Below are 12676 nucleotides of genomic sequence, written 5' to 3' on the forward strand. Positions count from 1 at the left end.
AATGTTATAAGAATTTTTTTAAGCAATTAATTTAGTGCCTTAACTGCTTTTAGTAATTTAACCGTCTCATGTAAAGGTAGTCCAACCACATTGGTATAGCTTCCATGTATTTCTGGAATATATTTTGCAGCAATGCCTTGAATCGCATAAGCACCTGCTTTATCTATAGGTTCACCAGTTGACCAATAGCTTTGCATTTCATCATAACTTAGTTTCTGAAATAAAACTTGTGTATTTACCACACAATCGTATTTTTGTGTTGCTGTCATCACACAAACCCCAGATAACACCTCATGTTGCCGTCCCGAAAGTGCCTGCCAAATTTCAAAAGCATGTGTTTTTGATCTGGGTTTACCGATGATGTTTCCATCTAAAGAAATACAGGTATCGGCTGCTAAAATGACATGATCTGGAAATAGTTGTAAAGCATGTGTTGCTTTTTCACAAGCAAGCCGAGCAACATAGTCCTGTGCAGATTCATTTTCTAACAATGATTCATTAATATTTGGACTATAAGTTTCAAAAGCGATACCTAAACGTTGCAATAACTCAGAACGTCTAGGAGATCCAGATGCTAAAATTAAGCTCGCCATTTTTTCAAACTATAATACAAAATTGGCCAAAGTATAATGCTACTCATCACTGGGGGCCAGCGTCTCATTAATGGATAGTCTACATCTGCCATGGTCTGTCCAACCCATATAAATAAAACATAAGCTACAATAGCAATAATGGCGATAATCCATAAATTTAAGAAAGTTAAAACCCTTCTTTCTCTGACAAAGTATCTCGCAGCAAATGAAATAAGTACATAAGCCAAAGCATTTTGTCCAAGTGGTGCATCAATGAGTAAATCTGTAAAAATTCCCATTGCAAATGCAAACCACACGCCACACCAACTGGGTTGGCAAAGTACCCAAAAAAGCGTCACCATCATCATCATTATAGGTCGCCATGCAGCAACTTCATAAGAAAATGGATAAACAGTGACAATAGATGCAAAAATCGCTGATAAGATGATAAATATTAATGGGTCTTTTCTTTTTGCAGGCTTATAGTTAGCGGTTAACATAGGGTTGCTCCTTCGCTAACGAGTCAGAAAATAAAACGACCACATAATGTCCACCAGCCAATTGCGCAGATGGTGTAACGTCAATTTGAGCAAACTCACCCGAATTTTGTCGCTGAATTTTAGAGACTGTTCCAACCAGATAACCCGCTGGAAAATGTTCACCTAAACCAGAGCTATAAACATTATCACCTACTTTTAGATCTGCACTTGTAGGTACATATTGCATTTTTAGTTTACTTAAATCGCCTGTACCAGAGACAATTGCACGCATTCCCGTACGTTCTATACGTACAGACAATGAGCTTTCCTTATCTGACAACAGTAAAACACGTGCATTATGAGAAGATACGTTAATAACCTGCCCCATAATCCCTTTATCATCAAGCACGACTTGTCCTTGACGTAAATGATCTGCAATACCTCTATTAATGACAATAATGTGCCTTAGAGGGTCTGTATCTGTACCAATGACCTCAGCAATTTCCATACGCCCATCAATAATGAGTGGTGTATCTAATAGACCGCGTAACCGAGTATTTTCGGCTGAAAGTTCGGACAGTTTTTGCAAACGGACTTGTGCCTGTAGTAACTCAGCTTGCATCGCCGTATTTTCACGGCGTAACTGTTCTTCAGATTTTGTTTGCTGACTCAGCCACTCTCGCGACATTATTGGATAACTTGCAACGGTATAAATTGGATTATACAGCGAATACATGACATCCCTTGCAGGTTGTATCACATGTGGCATGCGCCAATCGAAAAAAAGCACAACTAAACATGTGATGACTGCAATAATGAATGAGCGAAAAGATGGCGGTTGTCTTGAAAAAATATTCGGTTGCACCGCCTCACCCTATACTGATGACTTATCCAACAAAAAGCATGTCGTGATTTGGATTATCAAAGAACTCTAAAACTTTACCACCGCCACGTGTTACACATGTCAGAGGATCTTCAGCAGCAACTACAGGTAAGCCAGTTTCTCTTGCAAGGAGCTTATCTAAGTTACGTAATAATGCACCACCACCTGTGAGCACAATGCCACGCTCTGCGATGTCAGAAGAAAGTTCTGGTGGAGTTTGCTCTAAAGCTGACTTCACAGCACTCACAATACTTTGCAAAGGATCTGTAATCGCTTGCATTACTTCATCTGAGGTCACTGTAATTGAACGTGGTACACCTTCGGCTAAATTACGGCCGCGTACTTCTATTTCTAATTTTTGATTATTTTCATCGGCAACCGCCATGCCAACTTCTTTTTTAATCAATTCAGCTGTTGTTTCACCAATCACACAACCATGTGCTTTACGTACATAATTTATAATTTGTTCATCAAATACATCTCCACCTATTCGTAGAGAATCTGCATATACACAGCCTTGTAATGAAATAATAGCAATTTCTGTTGTACCACCGCCAACATCAACCACCATCGAACCACATGCTTGTTCTACAGGGAGTCCTGCACCAATTGCAGCAGCCATTGGTTCTTCGATCAGACGTACATCACGAGCACCTGCATTATATACAGCTTCACGAATTGCACGACGTTCAACAAGTGTCGATTTACACGGTACACACACTACAACGCGGGGTGCTGGCGGGAAAAGACGCTTTTCATGCACTTTACCAATAAACTGATTTAACATAGTTTCAGTTACTTCAAAGTCAGCAATAACGCCATCTTTCATTGGTCGAATTGCAGAAATATTAGCCGGCGTACGACCAAGCATCTGTTTCGCATCTAAACCAACAGCAGCCACAATTTTTTGTGAGCCACTATGGCGAATTGCCACAACAGTCGGTTCATTTAATATAATGCCTCGTCCAGGCGCATAAATAAGTGTGTTCGCTGTACCTAAATCAATAGCGAGATCTGGCGAAAACAAGCCAATTAGTCGTTTTAAAATCACGGGTCGTTCCCAGTTTCTACAAATATGGACGCAAGTTGGCAACTTTAACTAAATGTGATGATTTGAACAAGTCAATCGCTTATCATATAACACGATATTTCAATTTTTTTTGATACTGACTAGGTGATGTTATGTCTACACCAGATGCACAGCATTCAGATTTTAATGCTCAAACCATTACGAGCATTGCCAATCTTGCTCGATTATCGCTCAATGATACGCAATCTAATGCATACGCACAAAGTCTAAATAAAATTTTAGACATGATGGATACATTAAAAGAGATTAATACAGATGGTGTTGAACCACTAAAAAGTCCGTTTAACAGCCCACAACCATTACGTAAAGATACTATCTCTGAGAGCAATCATCGTGAGGAATATCAAAAGGTTGCACCATCAATACAAGATGGCTTGTACCTTGTTCCTCGTGTTATTGAATAATACTTTCCGCTCACTTTAATGATACAGAATATACTATGACAGATTTACATCGCTTATCTATTCGCGAACTTTCTCAGGGATTGCAACAGCGCCAATTCTCATCACGCGAATTGACAGAACATTATTTAAAACGTATTGACAAACTCGATACACAAATTAACAGCTATATTACAGTTACAGCTGAGCAAGCTTTAAATGCTGCAGACGCTGCAGATGCTGCACTAAAAACTGGCCATGCATCTGCACTTGCAGGTATTCCAATCGCACATAAAGATATTTTTTGTACTCAAGGAGTTCGTACTTCTGCAGGTTCAAAAATGCTTGATAACTTTATTTCGCCTTATGATGCGACTATCGTTACAAAAACTCAACAATCTCATTTAGTTACTTTAGGAAAAGTAAACATGGATGAGTTTGCTATGGGTTCAACGTGTGAAAATTCATATTATGGTGCAACGAAAAATCCGTGGAATTTAGATTATGTTCCAGGTGGCTCCTCTGGTGGTTCATCAGCTGTAATTGCCGCAGGTCTAGCACCTTTTGCAACAGGTACAGATACTGGTGGTTCTATTCGTCAACCTGCGTCATTTTGTGGTCTTACAGGTTTAAAACCAACATATGGTCGTGTTTCACGTTATGGCATGATCGCATTTGCATCATCACTCGACCAAGCAGGTCCTATGGGACACTCTGCTGAAGACTGTGCTTATCTCATGAACGTGATTGCAGGTCATGATGAAAAAGATTCTACTTCTGTAGAAACGCCTGTAGACGACTATGTGAGCAATCTAACCCAAACTTCATTAAAAGGTTTGCGTATTGGTATACCTAAACAATACTTTGAAGTTGAAGGCTTAAATACCGAAGTAAAAGCACGTGTTGAAGAGGCACTCAAGAAATTTGAAGAACTCGGTGCGATTCTTGTCGATGTCGATTTAACTATGGTTGAATCGTATGTACCGACGTATTACCTAATTGCGCCTGCTGAAGCTTCTTCAAACCTATCTCGCTATGATGGTGTTCGTTTTGGACATCGCTGTGAGAATCCTCAAGATTTAGATGACCTTTACAGACGCTCACGCTCTGAAGGATTTGGCGAAGAGGTACAACGCCGTATTCTTATTGGTACTTATGCACTTTCTGCAGGTTTTTACGATGCATACTATGTAAAAGCACAAAAAGTACGTCGCCTCATTCAAGAAGATTTCTTAAAAGCATTTGAACACGTCGATGTAATTGCCGCTCCATCTGCACCAACAACGGCTTACAAAATTGGTGCATCACTTTCTCCTGTAGAAATGTATTTAGGCGACTTATATACACTTGCTGCTAACCTCTCAGGACACCCAGCAATCAATGCTCCTGTTGGTTTCGATCAAAATAATCTTCCTGTAGGCTTACAGCTTATTGGTAACTATTGGTCTGAATCTCAATTGCTTTCCGTGGTACATCAATACCAACAAGCAACTGAATGGCATAACAAAAGAGCTGCAATTGCTGAGGAGAATGTATAATGGCGAAGCTAATTGATGGATGGGAAGTTGTGATTGGATTAGAAATCCATACACAGCTTAATACCAATACAAAAATCTTTTCTGGCTCAAGTGTCGCATTTGGTGCAGAACCAAACACACAAGCAAGTCTTGTCGATTTAGCAATGCCTGGTGTCTTGCCTGTACTAAACAAAGAAGTCGTAGACAAAGCAATTCGCTTTGGTTTAGGGATTGACGCAGAAATCGATCGTGCTTCTGTTTTTGCACGTAAAAACTATTTTTATCCAGACCTTCCAAAAGGCTACCAAATTAGCCAAATGGACAATCCAATCGTTGGAAAGGGACACATCGACATTCACCTTGAAGATGGTACAACAAAACGTATTGGTGTAACACGTGCGCATCTTGAAGAAGATGCAGGTAAATCTTTACATGAAGATTTCGAAGGCATGACCGGTATTGACTTAAACCGTGCAGGCACACCACTACTTGAAATTGTTTCTGAGCCAGATATGCGCTCAAAAGAAGAAGCAGTTGCTTACGTACGTGCTATTCATACGCTTGTACGTTGGTTAGGTATTTCTGACGGCAATATGGCTGAAGGTTCTTTCCGTTGCGACTGTAACGTATCTATTCGCCAACCGGGCGATGAGTTTGGCACCCGTTGTGAACTCAAAAACATTAACTCATTCCGTTTTATCGAAAAAGCGATTGAAGTTGAAATTGAACGTCAAATTGATGTTCTAGAAAGCGGTGGAAAGATCATTCAGCAAACGCGTCTTTTTGATCCGAACAAATTAGAAACACGTGCTATGCGTACAAAAGAAGAAGCGAATGACTATCGCTACTTCCCTGACCCAGACTTACTACCTGTACGTATTTCTGAAGAGCAAATTCAAGCAATTCAAGCCGATATGCCTGAGTTACCACAAGCACGCCGTGAAAGATTCATCGAGGCATACCAACTTACTGAATATGATGCTCGTGTACTTACACTCAGCCGCGAATTGTCAGACTTTTTTGAAGAAACAGTCCAAGCTGCTGGTGGGGCTAAAAATGCGAAACTTGCAGCAAACTGGGTCATGGGTGAACTTTCAGGTGCACTGAATAAAGCAGATTTAAATATTGACCAATCGCCTGTATCAGCAGTGCAGTTGGGTGGCATGATTGCTCGTATTGTCGACAATACAATTAGTGGAAAAATTGCAAAGCAAGTCTTTGGCTTTATGTGGGAAAGCAATGGTTTATCTGCTGACCAAATTATTGAAGACAAAGGCTTAAAGCAAGAAACAGATACAGGTGCAATTGAAGCCATTATTAAAGAAGTACTTGCTGCCAATGAAAAAATGGTAGAAGAGTACAAATCTGGTAAAGAGAAAGCATTTAATGGCTTAGTTGGTCAAGTGATGAAAGCATCACGTGGTAAAGCCAACCCTGCGCAAGTAAATCAGCTTATGAAACAGCTACTAGGTTAAAGTTACTATTTTTATTAAATAAACCTCGCTCGTGCGAGGTTTATTTGCTTTTACATGTATCATTTTTCACTTTGTTACCTTTTCATTAAATAACTTATCAGACTGTAAAAAACGTTTATTTTTATTCACGCTTATCTTATAAAAAGTATGAAATATCGATAAATACTAGAAGATGAGTTAACCTCATCAATAAAACACAACTGATTGAATATAAATAATTGTTTTATTCTTATTTAGACCTATTGTCATAAAGTTATTTTAATAGGCATAACTCTAAGTACAGAATTTTATCTAAACGAATAATCAAATTAACATAGTACATATACAGAAAATAATAGTTTTGAATAAAAAGTATAAAGTAAAGTAGTAATAGCGAAGCCTACTCATAGGCTTAGTATAAAAATAAATGAGTTATTTCAATAAATAGAGTTGAGGTACCTACTCACCAAAAAAGAAAATAGTCATTACTACACGGATGTTCTAGAAATATAGATATGGAGTTTAAAAAATGTGATTACTTCTTTTTATGGCTTAAACCTCTAAAAGAAAACTCATGAGACATCTATTAACTAATATAGAAGGTATACACATGAATAATTACTTAGATCAATTCCAAAAACTTAAAGAAAAAAAATTTACTTCATCTGATGAGTTGCTAAACTTTTTTGATAGCTTACCCTCTATCTCTTTAGAAGAAGTTTGGGGTAAATGGAAAGGTGATGTTTTCGATGGTCCATGGAATGTTGAATCGCTACAACAAATCAATTGGTTTGGAAAATGGTTCAAAAGCAATTTAAATGCTATACCTGCAATATGCTTTAATGAGCATAATGAACTTTTCTCTAATCAACTAATGAAAGGAGAAGCAACAATGTGGGATGTTACATTTAGAGCAAAAACATCTGCAACCATGATTTATGACCATTTACCACTTTTTGATCACTTTCGAAAAATAGATAAAAATACAGTTATGGGTATTATGAGTGGTAAACCATTTGAAGGTGCGCCTAACTTTATTCTAGAGGGTGGGTATAATTTCTTTTATTTAGAAAGAATTTCTGAATTTCCAACAAAATATATCGATTAAATAGTTTCTCATTCATAGTTTTATTAAAAAAACATGAAAATAGTTATATTTAATTCATCTTAATGATTAAAAACAATACACTATATAAAAACATATATATTGTGTTGTTTTTTTAATAAATTAAAGCACTCTCTTTCGAATAAAATATACATTTAAACCCATTAAAAGAATATCTTTTTTAATTACAAAGACTTATATTTAAGATTAAAAAACATGCTATACAACCCATTAAAATGTGAATATAATCACAATTACAATTTGTAACCTAAACAAATTATCATTTTAATCAATAAGCTTAAATGTTTTTTTCATTTAAACATTAAAGTTTTTTTCATGTTAAAAGTGATAATTAACTGATCATAAAAAGTACTATCTTAATACATTAATTTACGAAATAGATATATTAAGATAATACCTAGTAAATATGATAATCATATAAAGAGATTATCAGTAATAGATGGTTTTATAAGATTTTTGGGAAGTTTCGACTATTCGGGACATTATTTTAAGCGAATATAAAGCTTAATGAAGAAACTATTTATATCAATAGTTTCTATTTTTGGAGAACCTGGTTATGGCTATCAAATTAGAAGTTCTAAGTGATGAACTAGATGGATTCATTGCAGCTTCACTTGTCGACAGTGAAAGTGGCTTACCTCTAGCAACAGAAGGCACAGGTATAGATTTAGATCTTGCTTCTGCAGGTAATACTGAAGTCATCCGTGCAAAAAGAAAAGTGGCTCAATCTTTAGGTCTAGATGATACTATTGAAGATATTTTAATCACGTTGACTGAGCAATATCACTTAATCCGCCCTTTAAAAGGCAATAAAGATTTATTTTTATATGTTGCACTTGACCGTAAAAAGGCAAATCTTGCAATGGCACGTCATGTACTTAAAAAGTTTGAAAATCAGCTCGACTTTTCTTAAGTATTATAGGCACAAAAAAAGCGAATACTGGTTATTCGCTTTTTTTATCTGACTTTTATCTTATACCTCAAACTAAGGCATATCTGCACCTACTGCAATCACTACCCCAATACAAAATAATAAAGCATACAATGCAAACCAAAAAATTAAGCGATTAAAGGCTTTTTTTGAAATAGTACTGTCTGCATATTGAGGTGCTTTTTTTGAAATATCATCTTTCATCATTGCTCTCATATAGTAGAAGAGTACTATCATTATCTAAGTAATACAGATAAACGTGTAGATACAGTTTTCTTCTAAAAAACTATAACAGATGAGCGTCATATACCATATTTTTCTTCAATCTGTTATAAATAGATGAATACGATTTTCTTTTGCAAATCACATGTATAAATCTGAAAAGCTTGTCCACCAAATAAAACAATTGATTGAGAATGGCAGCTACTCCCCTCATACCAAATTACCTTCTATCCGCGTCCAAGCTGAAATTAGTGGCTATAGCTTAATGACTGTACTCAATGCTTACCAGTTATTAGTTGCTGAAGGACGTGTTTATTCAAAAGAAAAATCTGGTTTCTTTGTAGCCGAATCTTATACACCAAAAACGGTCAATGATAGTTATACCTCTGGACCACAGACTGTTAAAATAAATTCAAAAGTTTTTTCTTATTTAAAAGCAACACAAAGATTAGATCAATTATATTTTAGCTCAGCGTTTCCCGACGAGAAATGCCTCTATAACGCTAAAATCATGCGAATTCTTGCTACCTATGCACAGAAAAAACCAATAGATGGCATTAATAAGAACATGCCTCCTGGTAATGCAAAACTGAGGCAACAAATTGCGAATAGATATAACATTCAAGGTGTTCCTACCCATGCAAACGATATTATTATTACCTCTGGTGCATTAGATGCACTCAACCTTTCGTTGCAAACCTTAACCACCCCTGGTGACTATATTTTGTTGCAAGACACAATCTTTTATGGTGCTTGGCAAGCTGCTGAACGTCTGGGGTTACATGTCATTACGCTTCCTACAGATATGCAATATGGATTTGACCTTGAAGCATTTAAAAACATTCTCTCTACATATCCAATTAAAGTATGTTGGTTTATGCTCAATAGCCATAACCCTATTGGTTTTACAGTACAAGATGAAATTAAGAAAAAAATTGCCGAGTTATTGCAACAGCATGACGTTTATTTAATTGAAGATGATACTTACCACGAACTGTACTATGCAGGGCATAGACCCTTACCTATGTGTTATTTTTTAAATAATGAAAAAGTTTTACACTGTTCTTCTTTTTCCAAAGTATTGGGTGCAAACATCCGTATTGGGTGGGTCAGAACCACTCATTTCTCTGAAAAAATTCAACACTTACAGTTTATGAGTACATTGTCTGCCAATACACTCATTCAAAGCACCTTAGCCGATTTTATTGCTACACCGTATTATGACAAGCATTTACAACAGTTAAGAAAGCAATTGTATCAACGTAAAAACAATCTATATCGTTTGCTTTCCAAACATATTCCTAAGGAGTGTCATATACATTATTATTCAAGTGGATATTTTTTATGGATTGAACTACCACAGAATATAAATAGTATTGACCTGTTTAATATACTCATTGAGAAAAATATTGGTATTACGCCAAGCCATTTATTTAATATAGACCAATCGCCACAGAACTATTTACGTATCAATAGTTCGTTTGAGCTCACACCAAGACATGAGCAAGCTCTATATATTCTTTGTAATACCATCAGTCAACTTATAAATAAAAGGGACTAAGCCCTTTTATTATTTTAATACCGACTCAAATGCTTTTAAACGTTTATGAATTGAGAGTAATTCAATAATTGTTTTCCAAGAGCTAATAAGATATTGGAATGAGCCTCGTACTTTATCAAAGACATTACCTATCTGTGTGAGTAAGCCTAATGTTAAGACTCCAGATGCAATAGATGGGAACAATACAACCAAACTAAATAAAATATCAAGTTGTAAATACCATGTACTAATTAAATTAAAATAAGCATAATGAAAATAAAGCCTAAAGTAATTTGTACGCACATTAGAAAATAGTTCTTTAAGTTTTAATGGTTGAGCATATTCTTCTCTATCTTCTCCATAAACAAGCTCTTTACGATAGGCTGCTTCAACTTTTTGGTTATTAAACTCAAGTCCTGGCAATTTAATACCAATCACCATCATTAAGAGTGTTCCAAAAACAGACCAAACAATTGCAGCCCATACTAAAGCATGCGGGATTTCACCCACCAAAGGTAAGACTTTTACATGTTCAGAAAGTTTAAATAACACTGGTAAAAATGCAATTAGAACCATAATTGCATTAATCAAACTTACGCCTAACCCTTCCATAATAGAGGCAAATCGCATCGTGTCTTCCTGCACACGCTGAGAAGCACCTTCTACGTGGCGAAGCTTAGGCCATTGCTGAATATAATATTCATTCATTGCCATACGCCAACGGAATATATAATGGCTCGTAAAGAACGAATTAATAATTGCTATTGTCACATAGACCATTGCAATATTTAAGAAATCTAATGTTCCCATATAAAGATCGTGGACATTTCCACCCTTATTCGAAAGCATATTTTGAATAAGATCGTAAAAAGGGTTATACCACTCGTTCAGCGTTACATTCACTTGAACGCTGAACCAAATATTAAAAAGAATAAATGCAGATCCCCAAATAGACCAAGTATGCCATTTATGGTTTGCTATAACCTTCCAAAAGGTAGCAAAAATTAATATCGAAATAAAAAACCAAATATAGAACCAAATAAATACAGGGTATACAAAACGACTAATGCCTATAGGTAGAACTGCCTTTGCATAATCTTGATTAAACCCAAGATAAACACCCCAATGTTTTCCCCCAAGATACCAAAGACCAACGCTAACTACAGTCCAAATAATCGCAGATAAAAAAAAGCGACGTGGCGTCGGAAAAAAAGACTCAAACATAAATATATATTCTTCCCAATCTTTTAAAATCCTATAAACATATGAAATACTTACAGGATTTTTTCTTTATGCAAAATATGATTCGTACACTATTCTGACATTGAACTGAGTATATGTTACATTTTTTTTGTAACTAGCCACGCTACTTTACTTAAAATTTAGACTATTTCACGTAATTGTGCATATAGGCCATCCCACAAATAAATTCTTCGCTCAATGGCATCAGCACCTGCTAAGAAAAAACCTTGTAATTTGCTAGGGTCGTGCCCTATTTCTGAGTCTATAATCTTTTTAATTGCGGGGCCATGATCTTCACTGTCTAACTCAATATGACGCGCTAGATAACTTCTTAATATTGGTGCAGTTTCATTAGGAATTCCCCAAGAATCTAACAAAGAAGTAAACATCTGAGGAATTGAATCTTCTCTACCATAAAAGAAACTTCCAAGAACCTCTTCAGTTGTACCATGAATTGCTAATTCCAATGTACTGGTAACAAATTCACGAATTTTAGGATGGGCTTCAACAATATCTAAAGCATCATAAAAACTTACCTTACTATTTAAAAGCGATATAAACTTTTCGATCTGCGATGTATTTGCACCAATCTCTTTCATTGCAGCAAGATAAATATCGAAATGACTTCCTATATACTTCCCTACAATATCATCACTTTCTTCACCCAGAACAATATGATTAATTAACCTTGCAGCCATTACATTACGTGGAGGAACCCAAGGAATAGAAGTACATGTAAAATCTTGCTGTAGTCGTTTTACAAGCGTCATAAAATCCCAAACAGCAAATACATGCCATTGCATAAACAAGGTTAGATCATCTAATGAATGAATTTCTTTAAAAACTGGATGCCGTTTCATTCTAATAAGCTTTTTATTATGCTCCTCTAAAAAAACCAATTCACCTTCATTAAAATTATTAATATTCATATCTTCTTCTTTAAAACCAAATAAAATAAAAAATGTATTTTTATAAAATACCCATAAAATTGTATATTAAAAAAAATAATTAAATAAATACCATTATATATTATTTAGGTTTTTATTTAAAAAACAAAAAACATATTTACTATAATCATATATATTTCATATTATTATTCATCAAATTAATATTTGTTTTTATTTTGTAGAGTGAAGCCTTAAAAGACAATAAAATAGCTAAACTTAATAATATATAAAAATATAAATAATAAACAGTTTGTTTATCCTAAAAATATGAAATAAAATACTCAAGCACTTAA

General features: G+C 35.4%; 13 protein-coding genes. 6 read left to right on the plus strand and 7 right to left on the minus strand.

Annotated features, from left to right (window positions below; genetic code table 11):
- Window positions 1-26: 26 nt before the first annotated feature.
- Genes OZX61_RS08370 through OZX61_RS08385 form a run of 4 tightly spaced genes read right to left on the minus strand, consistent with a single transcriptional unit; the run spans window position 27 to window position 2985 of the window.
- On the minus strand, window positions 27-593 hold the full coding sequence (locus OZX61_RS08370) for a Maf family nucleotide pyrophosphatase (RefSeq protein ID WP_277094515.1): 567 nt from the start codon (window positions 591-593) through the stop codon (window positions 27-29).
- Window positions 581-1072, minus strand: a complete 492-nt coding sequence (gene mreD / locus OZX61_RS08375; protein ID WP_195772628.1) for a rod shape-determining protein MreD — start codon at window positions 1070-1072, stop codon at window positions 581-583. Before mreD ends, OZX61_RS08370 begins: the two co-directional genes overlap by 13 nt.
- Window positions 1059-1916 (minus strand): rod shape-determining protein MreC, encoded by an 858-nt coding sequence (gene mreC / locus OZX61_RS08380; RefSeq protein WP_195772627.1) that lies wholly within the window; start codon window positions 1914-1916, stop codon window positions 1059-1061. Before mreC ends, mreD begins: the two co-directional genes overlap by 14 nt.
- Before the next feature lie 22 nt (window positions 1917-1938).
- Entirely contained in the window at window positions 1939-2985 is a 1047-nt protein-coding gene (locus tag OZX61_RS08385; protein ID WP_195772626.1) for a rod shape-determining protein, read from the minus strand.
- Between the two features lie 131 nt (window positions 2986-3116).
- Here OZX61_RS08385 and gatC point away from each other — a divergent pair, with 131 nt between their 5' ends.
- The 5 genes from gatC to OZX61_RS08410 all read left to right on the plus strand — a co-directional run bounded on the left by gatC (window position 3117) and on the right by OZX61_RS08410 (window position 8414).
- Window positions 3117-3428, plus strand: coding sequence for an Asp-tRNA(Asn)/Glu-tRNA(Gln) amidotransferase subunit GatC (gene gatC / locus OZX61_RS08390; protein ID WP_277094516.1), 312 nt, complete (start codon window positions 3117-3119; stop codon window positions 3426-3428).
- Window positions 3429-3463: 35 nt separating this feature from the next.
- Window positions 3464-4942 (plus strand): Asp-tRNA(Asn)/Glu-tRNA(Gln) amidotransferase subunit GatA, encoded by a 1479-nt coding sequence (gene gatA, locus OZX61_RS08395; RefSeq protein ID WP_277094517.1) that lies wholly within the window; start codon window positions 3464-3466, stop codon window positions 4940-4942.
- On the plus strand, window positions 4942-6396 hold the full coding sequence (gatB, locus tag OZX61_RS08400) for an Asp-tRNA(Asn)/Glu-tRNA(Gln) amidotransferase subunit GatB (RefSeq protein WP_277094518.1): 1455 nt from the start codon (window positions 4942-4944) through the stop codon (window positions 6394-6396). The genes gatA and gatB overlap by 1 nt, the downstream gene beginning before the upstream one ends.
- 589 nt (window positions 6397-6985) lie before the next feature.
- The gene (locus tag OZX61_RS08405; RefSeq protein WP_277094519.1) at window positions 6986-7483 is read left to right on the plus strand and encodes a DUF4334 domain-containing protein; all 498 of its coding nucleotides are present in this window, start codon (window positions 6986-6988) and stop codon (window positions 7481-7483) included.
- A gap of 574 nt (window positions 7484-8057) precedes the next feature.
- On the plus strand, window positions 8058-8414 hold the full coding sequence (locus tag OZX61_RS08410) for a roadblock/LC7 domain-containing protein (protein WP_277094520.1): 357 nt from the start codon (window positions 8058-8060) through the stop codon (window positions 8412-8414).
- A 72-nt stretch (window positions 8415-8486) separates the two neighbouring features.
- On the opposite strand, the gene OZX61_RS08415 is transcribed toward OZX61_RS08410, so the two are convergent.
- Complete coding sequence (locus OZX61_RS08415; protein WP_277094521.1) at window positions 8487-8636, minus strand: hypothetical protein; 150 nt, start codon at window positions 8634-8636, stop codon at window positions 8487-8489.
- Window positions 8637-8799: 163 nt separating this feature from the next.
- Here OZX61_RS08415 and OZX61_RS08420 point away from each other — a divergent pair, with 163 nt between their 5' ends.
- Window positions 8800-10215: a PLP-dependent aminotransferase family protein gene (locus tag OZX61_RS08420; RefSeq protein WP_277094522.1), complete on the plus strand. Its 1416-nt coding sequence runs from the start codon at window positions 8800-8802 to the stop codon at window positions 10213-10215.
- 9 nt (window positions 10216-10224) lie between these two features.
- Here OZX61_RS08420 and sbmA read toward each other — a convergent pair whose 3' ends face one another.
- Both sbmA and OZX61_RS08430 read right to left on the minus strand, forming a co-directional pair.
- Entirely contained in the window at window positions 10225-11418 is a 1194-nt protein-coding gene (gene sbmA, locus OZX61_RS08425; protein WP_277094523.1) for a peptide antibiotic transporter SbmA, read from the minus strand.
- 158 nt (window positions 11419-11576) lie between these two features.
- Window positions 11577-12365 carry a DUF3050 domain-containing protein gene (locus OZX61_RS08430; protein WP_277094524.1) on the minus strand — a complete coding sequence of 263 codons (789 nt, stop codon included), beginning with the start codon at window positions 12363-12365 and terminating at the stop codon, window positions 11577-11579.
- Window positions 12366-12676: the final 311 nt, after the last annotated feature.

It is taken from the genome of Acinetobacter sp. ESL0695 (assembly GCF_029392135.1).
Taxonomy (GTDB): Bacteria; Pseudomonadota; Gammaproteobacteria; order Pseudomonadales; family Moraxellaceae; genus Acinetobacter; species Acinetobacter pollinis.